This window comes from Mesorhizobium sp. USDA 4775, from assembly GCF_054062655.1.
The window spans coordinates 4,613,517-4,629,545 of sequence record NZ_JBSSFM010000001.1 but is presented as its reverse complement, the minus strand read 5'-3'; the positions used below and the strand labels follow the sequence as shown (position 1 = coordinate 4,629,545).

Sequence of the window (16,029 nt, the reverse complement as noted above, 5' to 3'; positions counted from 1 at the left end):
GGTGCCCATGCATCGCTGTAGGACTATCGAGTGCCTTCATTCGCCCAATCTTCGTGCCCGTGGCGTACCCGCACAATGAACACGTCGCCGTCGACTTCTATCCGGTAGACGACAAGATGGGCTTTGAAGGGATGGATACGCATTGGTGGCGACAATTCAAGCCGCTCCCGTGCCATTCGGGGACTGGCAGCGATCAGATCAAAGATCGCGAACAACTCGTCATGATACTGTCTAGCCTGCACAGCACCGAACAGGCGCACCCCTTTGCTCGGCAATACCGATGATGTCCTCTTCCGCGGCTAAAGAAAGGCGAAATCCCATTACCCGTTGCCGGGTGACTTTCCAGCGCGCTTGACTGCCTCAGTAAAGAGCGCGTCCCTGGATCGATTGCCGATGCCACTCTTCAATCCGTCATCGACAAAGCGTTGCATGGCGGCAATGTTGTCGTTGCGCTCCTGATCCCGACGGATCAAATCGCGGACATAGTCGCTCGCGTTGGCGTAGCGACCCGTTTCGGTTTGCGCCTCAACCCAATCCTTCATCGGATCAGGCAATGATACGTTCATTGTTGCCATATCGGCCTCCATATCCCGCGCAGTTCATTTTGGCAAAGTTTGTCAAAAATCCAGATGCGGGGTTAGTGTCTCAGTTCAAGGCGGACTGCCGAGTCTCGAAAGCGTCGCTGAAATTCAAACTGAGACACTACTGATGCGGGAGTGTTTTGCGAAGGCGCGATTGTGACTTAGGCGCCTATTTCAGCCAGTCGGCGAGCTTCGCCTTGCGCACATCCCGCAGCAGGCTGATGAAACCGTCGGCCTGATGCTCTGCCGTCAGCCGGCCCTTTTCCGCCGTCGCAATGCTGGCGTCGCCGACCACGCCGTTCGGGTTGAGATCGGTGGCGATCCAGGCAAAGGCGTGGGTGCCGGTGTGGCGCAGCAGCGAAAATTCCTTCTCGGCCCTGGCGACATTGGAAACGAAATTGTCGGCCTTGGCCATGTCGACGAGGTCCGGCCGGAAATGCAGCATCAGCGAGGTCTCGACATCGCCGCCATGGATGCCGTGGCGGTCCTCGAGTTCGGTGTACATGCCGGCCGGGCGGCCAAAGCGCTGCCAGCTCGTCTTCACCGCCAGCATCTTTTCGCGCACCCGCAATTCGCGCGTGATGATGCCCATGATCTCTTCATTGCCGCCATGCGAATTGACGACGATGAGTTTGCGCACCCCGGCGCGCGCGATCGACATGCCAAGCTCGGTCCAGGCCTCGACCAACGTCGTTGCCGGCAGAGTGAGCGTGCCCGGCGCATGCAGGTGCTCGTTCGACTTGCCCACCGCCTGGACCGGCAGGATGCGGATGTCGAGATCGTCGGGCAGGCGGGCGATCACCGTGTCGAGCATGCCGTTCATGATCGAGGTGTCGGTCGAGACAGGCAGATGCGGTCCATGCTGCTCGATCGCGGCCACCGGCAGAACGGCGATCGTCGCCTCCGGATCGATCGAGGCGTATTCGGTTGTCCGGTAGTCTCCCCACCAGACGCGTCTTTTTGCAGCGGTCATGTCATGCCTCTTCGATGAACGGTGAGACCTAGCGCGGCACAGGCCTGCTGTCGATCACCCGGCAGCGATGACCTCGACCTCGACCTTGAATTGCGGACGGGCAAAGCCGGAAACGATCATCAGCGTCGAGGCCGGCGCCGGGCTCGAAAACAGCCGGTCACGGACATCCATATAGGGGCGCAAATGGGCGCGGTCGGTGACATAGGCGTTGATGCGCACGATGTCCCCGAGCCCCAGCCCGGCCTCGCCGAGGATAGCCTCGATGTTGCGGAAGCAGAGTTCGGCCTGGGCGCCGGCGTCCTCGGGAATCTGGTCGTCCGCCGTGATCGCCACCTGGCCCGAGCACAGCACCAGCCGCTTGCCCGCCGGCACTTCGACGCCGTGGCTGTAGCGGGCAAAGGGTGGCTTGATCGACTTCGGGGTGAGGAATCTGAACATGGCAATCTCCTGGATGCCGTCAGCCTAAGGCCGTATTCACTACAGCTTCAAGATGGCTTGGGATGTCGCTGGTGCGATTGTGGACAGGCGTTCAAAAAATAGGCACGATGCCTTCGGTGCAGCACGACCTTTCCGGCTTTCGCAGATGGCTGTGGTGCAGGCGGGCGGGTTCCGGCGCGAGCCGCCGGTGGCATGTGTCTTGCTTCTTGAATCTTTGGTGTCGAGCCTGGCGCGTGGCGCCGGAGCAAACAGAGGGTGGTTGTCGATGTATGCAAAACGGAAGATCTCGGTAGCGGCGGCGGCCCTGCTGGCGGCCGGCACGCTGGGGGCCGCGGCGAATGAAAAAGTCACCTTCGGCACCAACTGGTTGGCCGAGCCGGAACATGGCGGTTACTATCAGGCCGTGGCGGACGGCACCTATGCCGCCTGCGGCCTCGATGTCACCATCATGCAGGGCGGACCGCAGGTCAGCGGCCGGCCGATGCTGCTTGCCGGCAAGATCGATTTCTACATGGGCGGCAACTTGCTGTCGGCTTTCGACGCCGTCCAGCAAGGCATTCCGATGCGCGTGGTGGCGGCCGATTTCCAGAAGGACCCACAGGTCATCATGTCCCATCCCGGCGAGGGGCTGGACAAATGGGAGGACCTGAAGAACGCCGACCAGTACATACTGGGTGACGAAGGCGTGCAGACCTTCTTCCAGTGGATGGTCACCGCACTCGGCTTCGACGCCGCCAAGCGCGCGCCCTACACCTACAACACCGCTCCCTTCCTCGCCAACAAGAAGTCGATCCAGCAGGGCTACGTCACCTCGGAGCCGTTCGCGGTCAAGAAGGAAGGCGGCTTCGTTCCGAACCAGTTCCTGCTCGCCGACTATGGCTGGGACACCTACTCGACGACGATCGAGGTGATGCAGGACACGATCGACAAGAAGCCGGAGGTGGTCCAGTGCTTCGTCGATGGCTCGGCCAAGGGCTGGTACAAGTACCTCTACGGCGACAACAAGGCCGCCAACGACATGATCAAGAAAGACAACCCTGACATGAGCGACGAGCAGATTGCTTTCTCGATCGAGCAGATGAAGAAGTTCGGCCTTGCCGATTCCGGTGATACCGAGAAACTCGGCATCGGCGCCATGACCGACGCGCGCATCAAGAGTTTCTATGACAAGATGGTCAAAGCCAAGGTTACGCCGGAAGGCATCGACACTACGAAGGCCTACACGCTGGCCTTCGTCAACAAGGGCGTCGGGCTCGACCTGAAGAAATAGGCCAGCCTGAGCATGATAGGGGAAAAGGTGGCGCGAGCGCCGGCATCGGACGTCGCTCCGACCTTGCTGGCGCTGCGCGGCGTCGGCAAGGTGTTTTCCAACGGCGTGACGGCGCTGAGCAATGTCGACCTGACGATCCGGGAAGGCGATTTCCTCAGCCTGCTCGGGCCGTCCGGTTGCGGCAAGTCGACGGCGCTACGGCTGATCGCCGGCCTGTCGACGCCGACCTCCGGCGTGCTTGACTGGCGCGGCGGCGGCTCGCTCGACCGCGCCAATATCGGCTTCGTCTTCCAGGAGCCGACGCTGCTGCCCTGGGCCAGCGTCTTCGACAATGTCTGGCTGCCGCTCAGGCTGAAAGGCATTTCCCGCCCCAAGGCCGCCCCGGCGATCACGCAAATGCTGGCGCGGGTTCACCTGACCGGCTTCGAAGACGCCGTGCCGCGCGAACTGTCGGGCGGCATGAAGATGCGCGTCTCGATCGCGCGCGCCATGGTGACCAAGCCGCGCGTGCTGCTGATGGACGAACCGTTCGCGGCACTCGACGAGATCACCCGTTTCAAGCTCAACAACGACCTTCTGGAGCTGTGGCAGGACGAACGCTTCACCGTCGTCTTCGTCACCCACAGCGTTTTCGAAAGCGTGTTTTTGTCCAACCGGGTCGTCGTCATGGCGGCGCGGCCGGGCCGGGTGTTCGACGAACTCGCCATCGAGGCGGCCTATCCGCGCGACGAGGCGTTTCGCACCTCGCCGGACTATGCAGCCCTTTGCCGTCAGGCCTCCGACGTGCTGGTCAATGCCATCAATTCAACAGCGGGCCCGCATCATGACGGTCATTGACGGCACGTTGAAACTCGACCCCGAGGAAGCGCGCCGTGTGCGCCAGGAGCGGCTCGAGCGGGTCGGCCGCTGGCTGCTGCCGCTGGCGATAATGATCCTGGCGATCTGGCTGTGGGACCGCATCTGCGTCTGGAACGAGATCCCGCAATATATCCTGCCGCGCCCCGGCGTCGTGCTGCAGACGCTCTACAACGATGCCGGCCTGCTGTTCTCCTCGCTGCTGGTCACCTTGCGCATCACCTTTCTCAGCCTGGCCTTGGCGGTCATCGGCGGCGTCGGCCTGTCGGTGCTGTTCGCGCAATCGAAATGGGTGGAGATGTCGTTCTTCCCGTTCGCTATCGTGCTGCAGGTGACGCCGATCGTGGCGATCTTTCCGCTGATCAACATCTATGTGAACAACCAGACGACCAAGCTTCTGCTGTGCGCCTGGATCGTCGCCTTCTTCCCGATCCTGTCCAACACCACGCTCGGCCTGAATTCGGTCGACCGCAATCTGCGCGATCTGTTCAAGCTCAATGGCGCGACGCGCTGGCAGCAGTTGCGCTATCTCAGGCTGCCGGCGGCGATGCCCTATTTTCTCGGCGGGTTGAAGATCGCCGGCGGCCTGTCGCTGATCGGCGCCGTGGTGGCCGAGTTCGTCGCCGGGGCCACCGGCCAGTCGTCGGGGCTCGCCTCGCGCATCATCGAGGCCGGCTACCGGCTGAACGCGCCAAGACTGTTCGCGGCGCTGTTCCTGATCTCGCTGACCGGCATTCTCATCTTCCTCGTGCTGTCGCTGATTTCGCATCTTATTCTCAGGCGCTGGCACGAAAGCGCGCTGAAGCAGGAGCGGTAGTGCCTTGATTCCGGACTCAGCTTCATACCGGCTTGCCAATGCCCGCGTTCACCGGTCACTGATGTCGGGTCTTGCCGCGACTTACGACAATGACGGTTTCACGCTGGTCGACATTGCTATTGCCGACGGCAAGATCTCCAGCATTGCGGCGCATGGCAAATCGAAGGCACCGACGGAGGCTATCGATCTTGCCGGTCGTATCGTGCTGCCGTGCTTCGTCGACTGCCACACCCATATCGACAAGGGCCATATCTGGCCGCGAAAGCCCAATCCCGACGGCACATTCATGGGCGCGCTCAATGCCGCGGGCGCCGACCGCGCCGCGCGCTGGAGCGCCGAGGACCTGGCCAAACGCATGGATTTCTCGCTGCGCTCGGCTTACGCGCATGGCACCAAAGCGCTGCGCACCCATCTCGACAGCGTCGCGCCGCAGGAGGAAATCTCCTGGCCGGTGTTCGAGGCGGTGCGCGAGGCCTGGCGCGGCCGCATCGAGTTGCAGGGCGCCTGTCTGCTCGGCATCGAGGGCGTGCGCGACAAGAAGTGGTTCGACAGGCTGGCGAAACGGGTGGCCGCGGCCAAGGGCGTGCTCGGCGTCGTCACCTATATGGTGCCGGACCTGGAAGAACTGCTCGATCATGTCTTCGCGCAAGCGATCAAGCATGGACTCGATCTCGATTTCCATGCCGATGAGACCGACGACATTGCGGCGATCTCGCTGAAGAAGATCGCCGAGGCAGCACTATGGAATGGTTTCGAAGGCAAGATCCTCGTCGGCCATTGCTGTTCGCTGGCGCGGCAGCCCGATCTCGAGGTGCTGGACACGCTGGACAAGGTGGCGAAGGCCGGGCTGGCGGTGGTGTCGCTGCCGATGTGCAATCTCTATCTGCAGGATCGGCGCGGGGACCAGACCACGCCGCGTTGGCGTGGCGTGACGCTGCTGCACGAGATGAAGGCGAGGGGCATTCCTGTCGCCGTCGCTTCCGACAACACGCGTGATCCATTCTACGCCTATGGCGATCTCGACATGCTGGAGGTCTACCGCATGGCGACGCGCATCCTGCATTTCGATCATCCGGTCGCCGACTGGCCGCAAGCGGTCACTGCCACGCCGGCCAAGGTGATGCGGCTCGATGGTTTTGGCACGCTTGCGGCCGGCGGCGATGCCGATTTCATCCTGTTCAAAGGTCGAAGCTGGACGGAATTGCTGTCGCGGCCCGAATCGGATCGCATCGTCGTGCGCGGCGGCCGCGCGATCGAGCGGCAATTGCCCGACTATGCCGAACTCGATGAACTGATGGTGGAATGATGGACGTTTCGGCGCTCAAACGCGATCTCGACGGGCTGAAACTCGACGACAATCCGGCCATCGTCCAGCAGAAGAGCCGCGATTTCTACTGGTACAGCCCGGTGCTGAAACAGCAGCTCGACCATGTCACCGGCGACCTGATCGTGACGCCGAAGACCGAGGCCGAGCTGATCCGCGTGCTCGCCGCCTGTCATCGGCATGGCGTGCCGGTGACGCCGCGCGGCAGCGGCACCGGCAATTACGGCCAGGCGATGCCATTGTCAGCCGGCGTGGTGCTCAATCTTGCCGAGATGAACGAGATCAAGTCGATCGCGCCGGGGCGCGTGGTGACGGGGCCTGGTGCTATTCTGGCCGATATCGACAAGGCTACACGCGCGCATTCCGGGCAGGAGCTCAGGCTCTCGCCCTCGACCTACAACACCGCCTCGATCGGCGGCTTCATCGCCGGCGGCTCTGGCGGGGTCGGCTCGATCAATTTCGGCGGGTTGCGCGATTTCGGCAATGTGCTGCGCCTGCGCGTGGTGACGATGGAGGCAGAGCCGAAGGCGCTCGAACTCACCGGCGAGGATCTGCACAAGGTGACCCACGCTTACGGCACCAACGGCATCATCACGGAAGTCGAGATGCCGCTGACGGCGGCCTATGAGTGGATCGATGTCATTGTCGGCTTCGATGCCTTCATGGACGCGGCGCGCTACGGCAATGCGCTGGCCTGCCAGGACGGCATCCTGACCAAGCTGATCACGCCGATCGCCGCACCCGTGCCGCAGCTTTATTTCAAGCGCCACCAGAAGTTTTTCAGGGAGGGCCAGAGCATTTGCGTCGTCATGGTGGCGCAGCATGGGCTGGATGCGTTCCTCGCCTTCACCCGGCGCGCTGGCGGCGAGGTGGTCTTCAACGCCGCGACCGCGACGCCCGAAGAGAAAAAGGGTCTGCCGCCGGCCTATGAGCTGGCCTGGAACCACACCACGCTGAGGGGACTGCGCGTCGATCCCGACATCACCTATCTGCAGTCGCTCTATCCGTTTCCCAATCAGCGTGGCGCTGGTCGAGAAAATGGACGCGATGTTTCCCGGCGAAGTGTTTTCGCATCTCGAATTCGTGCGGCTGGACGGCAACATCACCTGTTTCGGCCTGCCGCTGGTAAAATTCACCACCGAGGCGCGGCTCGACGAGATCGTTCGCCTGCATGAGAAAAATGGCTGCCCGATCTTCAACCCGCATCGCTACACGCTGGAGGAGGGTGGCATGAAGCAGACGGATGCCGTGCAACTCGCCTTCAAGCGCGAGACCGACCCGCAAGGCCTGCTCAATCCCGGCAAGATGATCGCCTGGGAAAATCCGGACTATGATTATCGCTCGGGCCGCACTTTCTTGTTCAAGGGGCTGCAGAGGGCGGGGTGATGCAATGACGAACGCGTGGCTTGGCGCTGACCTGCGGGATGTCCTCCCGTGAACATCCTTGTCCTCTACGCTCACCCGGTCGAGACCAGCTTCAATGCCGGCCTGCACCGGTTGATCGTCGAGCGGCTGACGGCGGCGGGCCATGATGTCGATGATTGCGACCTCTACGCCGAGGATTTCGACCCGCGGCTGATGCGCCAGGAGAGGCTGGATTATCACAACCAGCGGGGCGCCGCGGACCCGGCGGCGCCTTATGTCGAGCGACTGCTGCGTGCCGAGGCGCTGGTGCTTTCCTATCCGGTCTGGAACTACGGCTTTCCGGCGATCCTCAAGGGTTTTTTCGACCGCGTCTTCCTGCCCGGCGTGTCGTTCAGGCTGGTCGACGGCAAGGTGCAGCCGTCCCTGCACAACATCCGTAAGGTCGCGGCCGTCACCACCTATGGCGGCAGCCGGTTCCGTGCCATTGTGATGGGCGATCCGCCACGCAGGCTGATCAAGCGCATGCTGCGCGCCACCGTAAAGCCCGGCGCGCCGGTGACCTACCTCGCGCACTACGCGATGAACCTGTCGACTGACCAAATGCGAAAATCCTTCATGACGAAGGTTGCGGCGAGCATGGATGCATTCTGATGCGGGTCCTCGTGGTCTATTGCCATCCGGTGCCGGAAAGCTTTTGCGCCGCGATCCGCGACACCGCTCTGGATGTGCTCAAGGCCAAGGGTTGGGAGGTGCGGCTGCTCGACCTCTATGCCGAGAAATTCGACCCGGTGATGGGCTGCGACGAGCGGCGCTCTTACAACAATCAGGCGCCGCAGGATCCCGCGCTGAAACCGCATTTCGAACTGCTCGGTTGGGCCGAAGCAATCCTGTTCGTCTATCCGACGTGGTGGTACGGGCTGCCGGCGATGCTGAAAGGCTGGCTCGACCGGGTGTGGGCGACGGACGTCGCCTTCAAACTGCCGGTGGGCAAAGGGCGGATCAAATCGCTGATGACGCATGTCACCAAGGTCGGCGTCATCACCACCTGCGGCGCGCCGACCTGGTGGAGCGTCGTCGTCGGCCAGCCCGGGCGCAAGACCTTGCTGCGCGGCATGCGGGCGCTGTGCGCGAGGCGCTGCACGACGTTCTTCCTGGCGCATTATCTGATGGACGCCTCGACGCCAAAGACGCGGGCAGCGTTTCTGGCGAAGGTGCGGATGAAGCTGGAAAGGTTTTGAGGAATTAGCGTCCTTCTCCCCGTTCAACGGGGAGAAGATGCCGGCAGGCAGATGAGGGGCGGCGCGAACGTTTGCCTTATTCTGGGGCGCTGGCGCGGCCCCTCATCCGACCCTATCGGGCCACCTTCTCCCCGTGAAACGGGGAGAAGGACGAGGGCGCTACATTCTCGTCCGTTCCGCCTTCGGATCATACATCGGCTTCAGCGAGGCTTCCGCCGCAAACCGCTCGCCGGCGATCTCGATCTCGTAGGACGAGGCCAGCACATCGGCCTCGCTCTCGCCCTGGCACGGCACATAGCCGAGCCCGATCGCGCCGCCGAGATGGTGGCCGTAATTGCCCGAGGTGATCGGGCCGACGATCTTGCCGTCGCGCAGGATGGCTTCATTGTGGAAGAGCAGGGGCTGCGGGTCTTTCAACCGGAACTGCACCAGCCGGCGGTTCAATCCGGCCTCCTTCTTCTTCAGCACCGCATCGCGGCCGATGAAGTCGCCCTTGGCCGTCTTCACCGCGAAGCCGAGGCCGGCTTCCAGCACATTGTCCTCGTCAGTGATGTCGTGGCCGAAATGCCGAAAGGCCTTTTCGATGCGGCAGGAATCCAGAGTGTGCAGGCCGCAGAGTTTCAGCCCGACATCGGCGCCCGCCTCGTCGATCGCCTCGAAGACATGGGCGGCCTGGTCGGTCGAGACATAGAGCTCCCAGCCGAGTTCGCCGACATAGGTGACGCGGTGGGCGCGGGCGAGGCCCATGCCGATCTCGATCTCCTGGAACGTGCCGAACGGGTTGTTCTCGTTGGAGAAGTCGTTGGGGCTGACTTTCTGGATCAGCTTTCGCGCATCCGGACCCATCAGGCAGAGCACGCTTTCCGCCGCCGTGACATCGGTGATGACGACGAACTCCTCGCCGACATGCCGGCGCAGCCAGGCCAGATCGCGCTGCAGCGTGGCGCCTGGGACGACGAGGAAGTAGGCGGTGTCCGACAGGCGCGAGACCGTGAGATCGCTCTCGATGCCGCCGCGCTGGTTGAGCATCTGGGTATAGACGATCTTGCCCGGTGCCACGTCCATGTCGTTGGCGCACAGCCTTTGCAGGAAGGCACAGGCATCGCGGCCCTCGACGCGGATCTTGCCGAACGAGGTCATGTCGAACAGGCCGACCTTGTTGCGGACCGCCAGATGTTCCTCGCGCTGGTTGTCGAACCAGTTCTGCCGCTTCCAGGAATAGCGGTATTCGCGCTCCTGGCCGTCGCGGGCGAACCAGTTGGCGCGCTCCCAGCCGGCGACCTCGCCGAACACGGCGCCGCGCGCCTTCAGGTGCTCATGCAGGGGTGAGCGGCGTACACCGCGCGACGTCGCCATCTGCCGATAGGGGAAATGGTCTGCATAGAGCAGGCCGAGCGTTTCGGAGACGCGCTGCTTGAGATAGCGGCGGTTCTTCTGGAATGGCTGGGCACGGCGGATGTCGACTTCCCAGAGGTCGAACGGCGCTTCGCCATCGTTGATCCACTGCGCCAGTGCCATGCCGGCGCCGCCGGAGGAGACGATGCCGATCGAATTGTAGCCGGTCGCCATCCAGTAGCCGGACAGTTCCGGCGCCTCGCCGAGATAGTAGCGGTCGTCCGGGGTAAAACTCTCGGGGCCGTTGAAGAAGGTGTGGATGCCGGCGGTGGCCAGCATCGGCATGCGGTTGACGCCCATTTCGAGGATCGGTTCGAAATGGTCCATATCCTCCGGCAATTGGTCGAAGCAGAAATCCTCGCGGATGCCGTCCATGCCCCATGGCTTGGCCACCGGCTCGAAGGCGCCGAGCATCATTTTGCCGGCGTCTTCCTTGTAGTAGGCGCATTCGTCGGGAACGCGCAGCACCGGCAAGCGGGAGAGGCCGGGGATAGGCTCGGTGACGAGGTAGAAATGCTCGCAGGCGTGCAGCGGAATGGTGACGCCGTTCTGGGCGCCGAGTTCGCGGGCCCACATGCCGGCGCAGTTGACGATAATGTCGGCCTCGATCATGCCCTTTTCGTTGCCCTGCGCCCAGGACACGCCGGTGACGCGGCCGTTCCTGGTATGGACTTTGGTGACCTTCACATTCTCGACGATGGCAGCACCCCGCTGGCGCGCGCCCTTGGCTAGAGCCATGGCGATGTTGGCGGGGTCGCACTGGCCGTCGAGCGGCAGATGCACGGCGCCGACGACGTCGGAGACGTTGAGATGTGGATACATCTCTTTGACTTCATTCGGCGAAATCTCGCGCACGTCGACATCGAAGGCACGCGCCAGCGATGCCTGCCGGTAGATCTCGTGCTTGCGCTCCTCGGTGAGCGCGACCGTGATCGAGCCGACCTGGCGCATGCCGGTGCCGACCTCGGTCTCGGCTTCCAGCTTGACGTAGAGGTCGGCCGAATATTTCGCCAGCCGCGTCATGTTCTGCGAGCCGCGCAACTGGCCGATCAGGCCGGCGGCATGCCAGGTCGTGCCCGAGGTCAGCTGCTTGCGCTCCAGAAGCACGATGTCGGTCCAGCCGAGCTTGGCCAGGTGATAGGCGACCGAACAGCCGGAAACGCCACCGCCGATGATCACTGCCCTCGCTTTGGTAGGAATGGCCTTGGTGGGTATGCTCTTGGTCATGCGGCCTCGCGGCGATAGCTGGAAGCAAAACGGCGCAGCCGAGCGGCCGCCTCCTGCAGTACGGGCTCGGGCTGGCAGAGACTGATGCGGATGTGGCCGGCGGCGGCTTCGCCGAAGCTGGAGCCGGGCATCACGCCGACCTTCTCCTGGTCGAGGAGGGCCCAGGCGAATTTTTCGTCATCCGGTTCGACATCGGATATGTCGAGCATGACATACATGCCGCCTTCGGAACCGCGCACGCTGACATTGTTCATGCCGCGCACGGCATCCAGCAGGACGGTGCGGCGCGCCGCGTAGCGCTCGGCGATCTCCTTGACGCCGTAACGGTTCTCGAGTGCCTCGGCGCAGGCGATCGAGATGAAGGCCGGCAGGCCGTATGTCGTCACCAGATTGAGGTTGATGAGCAGCGTAATCATATCCTGCGGACCGGTCAGCCAGCCCATGCGCCAGCCGGTCATGCCATGGCTCTTGGACATGGAATTGATGACCAGCGTGCGCTCGGCCATGCCGGGTAGCGAGCGTGGCGAGGCATGCTCGCCGCCGCCCAGCGTCCAGTAGACCTCGTCCGACAGCAGCCAGAGATCATGCTCGCGGCAGATTTCGGCCAGCTGTTCCAGCCGCTCGCGCGAATAGACCGCACCTGTCGGGTTGTTCGGCGTGTTGATCAGGATGGCGCGCGTGTTGGGCTTGAGTGCCGCGCGGATCATGTCCGCGCGGGGCTGAAAACCGTCTTCGGCCGGCGTCTCGACGACGGTGAAACTCGCGCCGGCGGCGCTGAATGTGTTGGGATAGGTGGCATAGTACGGCGCCACGACGATGGCATGATCGCCCTGGTCGAGAACGGCCTGCACGGCCGCATAAAGGGCCGCCTGGCCACCCGGCGTGGCGATGACTTGATCGGGCGTCGTCTCGACGCCGGTGCAGGCGCTGGAGGCGGCCGCCATTGCCTGGCGCAGGCGCGGCAGGCCGGGAAGCGGCGTGTAATGGTGATTGCTGCCGCGAACCGCGGTTACGCAGGCCTCGATCGTTTGCGAGGGCGTGTCGAAGTCGTGATCGCCGACCGACAGCATGATGATGTCCTCGCCGGCTTCCTTGCGGGTCCAGGCGGCGAAATGAACCTCCCAGCCATCCTTGCCCGAAGGCACGATGCCGGAGATGCGAGACGATGGTCTAGGCATGCAAAACCCCCGAAATTTCGTAACCGTCCTGCTGCAGCCGATCGCGCAGCGCGGCAATGTGCGGCGGTCCGACTTCGCAGCAGCCGCCGACGATGTCAGCACCTGCCTCCACCCAGCCGATCGCTTGCTCGGCATAGGCGTCTGGGCCGAGGTCGTGGCGGGCGTGCAGCACATCGACGGTACCGCCGTGCTTGAGCGCTTCCGTGGAGGTGAAGCCATTGGCATAGGCGCCGACCGGGCCGCCGAGGTCGATCAGTTCAGGCAAGGCGGCGGCGATCGCTTCCGGCCGGCAGCAGTTGAGCAGCCGCGCCGCTATCGGCAGGCCATCGAGCGCGCTTGCCGCGGCGGCTATTGTTTCACCGCTGCGCAGCCGCGGCGCGCCGTGATCGGCGAGCGTCCACGACACCCAGACCGGCTTGCCGCTTTCCGATGCCGCGGTGACGGCCGCGCGCGCCTCATCGGCAGAGGCCATGGTTTCGCAGAGGAAGAGATCGATGCCATCCGCCTGCTCGGCAACGATGCGGCGGTAGATGTCGAGCGTCTCCTGGTAAGAGATGGTCAGCGCAGGGGCGTAGCTGCCGAAAAGCGGCGACAGGCAGCCGGCGATCGCTGCGTCGCCGGCTGCGTCACACGCTTGCCGGGCCAATTCGATGCCGCGCTTCTGCAACGGCTTGAACAGGTCCTCGGCACCCTCGCGCGCCAGGCGCTCAGGTGTCGCCGAATAGGTATTGATGGTGATCACGCGGGCGCCGGCGCGGATGAATTCGGCATGCAGGTCGCGCACCAGATCGGGTTCGTCGATCAGGACCCTGGCCGACCACAACGGCGTCGGCTCGGATTTGCTGCGCCGGACCAGTTCCTGGCCCATGCCACCATCGGTGAGGATGACATTCTTCATGCGCGCAGCCTCTCGTTCCTGGGATCCCAGAGCGGCTCGTCCTTCTGCACGACCGCCTGGAAACGGTCGCCGAAGATTTCGACCTCGACGGAGGTGCCTGGCTCGGTCAAATCCACGCGCAGCATGCCGAGCGCGATCGACTTGTCGATGCGATGGCCCCAGCCGCCTGACGTGGTCTCGCCGACGATCTGGCCGCCATGCCACAGCGTCGACATGTAGGGCGCGTCGCAATCACCGGGGTTTTCGACGACCAGCGTGACGAAGCGCTTCTTCACGCCTTGCTGCTTCTCGTTCTGCAGTGCTGCCTTGCCGCGGAAATCGGGCTTCTCCCATTTGACGAAGCGCTCGAGCCCGCCCTGCAGGATGGAATAGTCGGTCGACAGATCGCCCTTCCAGGCGCGGTAGCCCTTCTCCAGCCTGAGCGAATCCAGCGCGTACATGCCGAACGGCTTCAGTCCATGCTTCTGCCCGGCCGCCCAGATGGCGTCGAAGATGGCGGCGGTGTCACCGATCTTGGTGTGGATTTCCCAGCCGAGTTCGCCGGCAAAGGAGACGCGCACCAGCTTGGCCCAGCGGCCGGCTATCCTGGTTTCCTGATGCGTCAGCCACGGTAGGGCGAGGTCGGCGTCGCAGACATCGGCGAGGATTCTTCGCGAATTTGGGCCGGCCAGGATCTGAGTGGAATAGTCCTCGGTGCGGTCGGCTAGCGTGAAGGCCGCATCCCCGGGCATGCGAGACTTCAGCCATTCGAAATCATGCCATTGCGCGACCGCAGCGGTGATCAGCGTCATCTGGTCCTCGCCGTGGCGCACGACCGACATTTCGGTGACGATGCGGCCCTTGTCGTCGGCGAAATAGACGAGACCGATGCGGCCGGGCTTCGGCACCAGGCCTGTGACCTGCAGGCTTAGCCATTCGGCGGCGCCGGGGCCTTCGAGGTTGAAGCGCGAGAAACCCGGCAGGTCGAGTATGCCGGCGGCGTCACGCACGGCCAGGCATTCTTCGCGCACGCGATGCTGCCAGGGTCCGTCGCGGCGGAAGGTCAGTGTTGCTCCCTCCGAGATGTCGTCGCCGGGTTGCGCATACCAGGTGGCGCGTTCCCAGCCATTATAGGCGTCGAAGCGGCCGCCGAGCGCCTTTGTGCGGTCGTGGATCGGTGACAGTTTACGGTCGCGACCTTCCGGCCAGGCATGGCGCGGGAACTGGATGGCGTATTCATTGCCGTAGATTTCCATGCCCTTGGCGACGCAATAGTCTGGCGCCGAGGCAAAGGACGTAAAGCGGCGCGGATCGCAGGACCACATGTCCCATTCGGTCTGGCCCTGCGTGACCCATTCGGCCAGCACCTTGCCGGCGCCACCACCCTGGGCGATGCCGAAGGTGAAGACGCAGGCCTCGAAGGCGTTGGGCACGCCGGGCATCGGGCCGATCAGCGGGTTACCGTCCGGCGCATAGGGGATCGGTCCGTTGATGACTTTAGACAGGCCGGCGGTACCCAGGATCGGCACGCGGGCGACGGCGTCTGCCAAATAATGTTCCAGCCGGTCGAGATCGTCGGGGAAGAGTTGGAAGGAAAAATCCTCCGGCATCGGATCGCCAGGGGTGGCCCAATGCGCGCGGCAATTGCGCTCATAGGGGCCGAGATTCATGCCGGCCTTTTCCTGGCGAAGATAATAGGACGTATCGACATCGCGCAGCAGCGGCAGTTTCTTGCCTTGTTCCTTCGACCAGGCCGCCAGTTCCGGAATTTCCTCGAACAGGATGTATTGGTGGCTCATCACCATCATCGGCACCTCGCGGCCGAACATCCGGCCGACTTCGGCGGCACGATAACCGGCGGCGTTGACGACGATCTCGCAGCGGATCTCGCCTTGCGGCGTGGTCACCACCCATTCGTCCTTCTCACGGCGCACCCCGGTGACGGGACAGAAGCGGATGATTTTCGCCCCAAGGTCACGCGCGCCCTTGGCCAGCGCCTGGGTCAATTGCGCCGGGTCGATATCGCCGTCGCTCGGGTCATAGAGCGCGCCCTTCAGGTCGTGCGTCTCGATGAAGGGATAGCGGCGCTTGATCTCGTCGACGCCGACCACGTCGATATCCATGCCCTGATAGCGGCCCATGCCCTTGGCGCGCTGGAATTCCTGCATGCGCTCTTTTGTATGGGCAAGGCGCAGCGAGCCGGTGACGTGGTAATTCATGGGATAGTCGACCGCGTCGGCGAGGCCGCGGTAAAGCTCGGTGGAATAGCGCTGCATGTTCATCAGCGACCAGGACGAGGAGAAGGTCGGCACATTGCCGGCGGCATGCCAGGTCGAGCCCGATGTCAGCTCGTTCTTCTCCAGGAGCACGCAATCGGTCCAGCCTGCCTTGGCGAGATGATACAGCGAGGAGGTGCCGACGACGCCACCTCCGATGATCACCACGCGCGCCGTGCTCGGCAAACCCGCCATGTTCTTCTCCCAGACCGAAG

At 63.5% G+C, this 16,029-nt stretch carries 13 protein-coding genes and 2 pseudogenes; 7 read left to right on the top strand and 8 right to left on the bottom strand.

Features of this window, described 5'->3' with window-relative positions; all coding sequences use genetic code 11:
• Positions 1 to 23: 23 nt before the first annotated feature.
• The 4 genes and pseudogenes from ACVILI_RS22635 to ACVILI_RS22620 all read right to left on the bottom strand — a co-directional run bounded on the left by ACVILI_RS22635 (position 24) and on the right by ACVILI_RS22620 (position 1,992).
• Positions 24 to 321: pseudogene (locus ACVILI_RS22635) on the bottom strand (type II toxin-antitoxin system RelE/ParE family toxin).
• The gene (locus ACVILI_RS22630) at positions 321 to 575 is read right to left on the bottom strand and encodes a type II toxin-antitoxin system ParD family antitoxin (protein ID WP_027046965.1); all 255 of its coding nucleotides are present in this window, start codon (positions 573 to 575) and stop codon (positions 321 to 323) included. Before ACVILI_RS22630 ends, ACVILI_RS22635 begins: the two are co-directional and overlap by 1 nt.
• Before the next feature lie 175 nt (positions 576 to 750).
• A complete protein-coding gene (locus tag ACVILI_RS22625) occupies positions 751 to 1,554 on the bottom strand; it encodes a creatininase family protein (protein ID WP_038647444.1) in 804 nt (267 codons plus the stop codon).
• A 54-nt stretch (positions 1,555 to 1,608) separates the two neighbouring features.
• Positions 1,609 to 1,992 carry a RidA family protein gene (locus ACVILI_RS22620; RefSeq protein ID WP_019858748.1) on the bottom strand — a complete coding sequence of 128 codons (384 nt, stop codon included), beginning with the start codon at positions 1,990 to 1,992 and terminating at the stop codon, positions 1,609 to 1,611.
• 265 nt (positions 1,993 to 2,257) lie between these two features.
• Between ACVILI_RS22620 and ACVILI_RS22615 the strand changes: the two genes are divergently transcribed.
• From ACVILI_RS22615 to ACVILI_RS22585, 7 genes and pseudogenes are all read left to right on the top strand, one after another.
• Positions 2,258 to 3,262 carry an ABC transporter substrate-binding protein gene (locus tag ACVILI_RS22615; RefSeq protein WP_038647443.1) on the top strand — a complete coding sequence of 335 codons (1,005 nt, stop codon included), beginning with the start codon at positions 2,258 to 2,260 and terminating at the stop codon, positions 3,260 to 3,262.
• A 12-nt stretch (positions 3,263 to 3,274) separates the two neighbouring features.
• Positions 3,275 to 4,099 carry an ABC transporter ATP-binding protein gene (locus ACVILI_RS22610; RefSeq protein ID WP_240564642.1) on the top strand — a complete coding sequence of 275 codons (825 nt, stop codon included), beginning with the start codon at positions 3,275 to 3,277 and terminating at the stop codon, positions 4,097 to 4,099.
• On the top strand, positions 4,086 to 4,934 hold the full coding sequence (locus ACVILI_RS22605) for an ABC transporter permease (RefSeq protein ID WP_038647435.1): 849 nt from the start codon (positions 4,086 to 4,088) through the stop codon (positions 4,932 to 4,934). Before ACVILI_RS22610 ends, ACVILI_RS22605 begins: the two co-directional genes overlap by 14 nt.
• Before the next feature lie 4 nt (positions 4,935 to 4,938).
• A complete protein-coding gene (locus ACVILI_RS22600; RefSeq protein ID WP_038647433.1) occupies positions 4,939 to 6,240 on the top strand; it encodes a cytosine deaminase in 1,302 nt (433 codons plus the stop codon).
• Positions 6,240 to 7,644, top strand: a pseudogene (locus ACVILI_RS22595) (FAD-binding oxidoreductase). The gene ACVILI_RS22600 and the pseudogene ACVILI_RS22595 overlap by 1 nt, the downstream one beginning before the upstream one ends.
• Before the next feature lie 48 nt (positions 7,645 to 7,692).
• Entirely contained in the window at positions 7,693 to 8,274 is a 582-nt protein-coding gene (locus ACVILI_RS22590; RefSeq protein ID WP_038647430.1) for an NAD(P)H-dependent oxidoreductase, read from the top strand.
• Positions 8,274 to 8,861: an NAD(P)H-dependent oxidoreductase gene (locus ACVILI_RS22585; RefSeq protein WP_038647428.1), complete on the top strand. Its 588-nt coding sequence runs from the start codon at positions 8,274 to 8,276 to the stop codon at positions 8,859 to 8,861. Before ACVILI_RS22590 ends, ACVILI_RS22585 begins: the two co-directional genes overlap by 1 nt.
• A 159-nt stretch (positions 8,862 to 9,020) precedes the next feature.
• Here the strand turns inward: ACVILI_RS22585 and ACVILI_RS22580 are convergent, their stop codons facing one another.
• Genes ACVILI_RS22580 through ACVILI_RS22565 form a run of 4 tightly spaced genes read right to left on the bottom strand, consistent with a single transcriptional unit; the run spans position 9,021 to position 16,009 of the window.
• Complete coding sequence (locus ACVILI_RS22580; RefSeq protein ID WP_038647426.1) at positions 9,021 to 11,483, bottom strand: GcvT family protein; 2,463 nt, start codon at positions 11,481 to 11,483, stop codon at positions 9,021 to 9,023.
• Positions 11,480 to 12,661, bottom strand: a complete 1,182-nt coding sequence (locus tag ACVILI_RS22575) for an aminotransferase class I/II-fold pyridoxal phosphate-dependent enzyme (RefSeq protein ID WP_441935764.1) — start codon at positions 12,659 to 12,661, stop codon at positions 11,480 to 11,482. Before ACVILI_RS22575 ends, ACVILI_RS22580 begins: the two co-directional genes overlap by 4 nt.
• A complete protein-coding gene (locus ACVILI_RS22570) occupies positions 12,654 to 13,559 on the bottom strand; it encodes a homocysteine S-methyltransferase family protein (RefSeq protein WP_038647422.1) in 906 nt (301 codons plus the stop codon). Before ACVILI_RS22570 ends, ACVILI_RS22575 begins: the two co-directional genes overlap by 8 nt.
• Complete coding sequence (locus ACVILI_RS22565; protein ID WP_038647420.1) at positions 13,556 to 16,009, bottom strand: GcvT family protein; 2,454 nt, start codon at positions 16,007 to 16,009, stop codon at positions 13,556 to 13,558. The genes ACVILI_RS22570 and ACVILI_RS22565 overlap by 4 nt, the downstream gene beginning before the upstream one ends.
• Positions 16,010 to 16,029 lie beyond the last annotated feature (20 nt).

Bases quoted from the DNA above. Each gene is read 5' to 3' on its own strand.
- ACVILI_RS22630 (WP_027046965.1), bottom strand. From the start codon at position 575: ATGGCAACAATGAACGTATCATTGCCTGATCCGATGAAGGATTGGGTT.
- ACVILI_RS22625 (WP_038647444.1), bottom strand. From the start codon at position 1,554: ATGACCGCTGCAAAAAGACGCGTCTGGTGGGGAGACTACCGGACAACC.
- ACVILI_RS22620 (WP_019858748.1), bottom strand. From the start codon at position 1,992: ATGTTCAGATTCCTCACCCCGAAGTCGATCAAGCCACCCTTTGCCCGC.
- ACVILI_RS22615 (WP_038647443.1), top strand. From the start codon at position 2,258: ATGTATGCAAAACGGAAGATCTCGGTAGCGGCGGCGGCCCTGCTGGCG.
- ACVILI_RS22610 (WP_240564642.1), top strand. From the start codon at position 3,275: ATGATAGGGGAAAAGGTGGCGCGAGCGCCGGCATCGGACGTCGCTCCG.
- ACVILI_RS22605 (WP_038647435.1), top strand. From the start codon at position 4,086: ATGACGGTCATTGACGGCACGTTGAAACTCGACCCCGAGGAAGCGCGC.
- ACVILI_RS22585 (WP_038647428.1), top strand. From the start codon at position 8,274: ATGCGGGTCCTCGTGGTCTATTGCCATCCGGTGCCGGAAAGCTTTTGC.
- ACVILI_RS22580 (WP_038647426.1), bottom strand. From the start codon at position 11,483: ATGACCAAGAGCATACCCACCAAGGCCATTCCTACCAAAGCGAGGGCA.
- ACVILI_RS22575 (WP_441935764.1), bottom strand. From the start codon at position 12,661: ATGCCTAGACCATCGTCTCGCATCTCCGGCATCGTGCCTTCGGGCAAG.
- ACVILI_RS22570 (WP_038647422.1), bottom strand. From the start codon at position 13,559: ATGAAGAATGTCATCCTCACCGATGGTGGCATGGGCCAGGAACTGGTC.
- ACVILI_RS22565 (WP_038647420.1), bottom strand. From the start codon at position 16,009: ATGGCGGGTTTGCCGAGCACGGCGCGCGTGGTGATCATCGGAGGTGGC.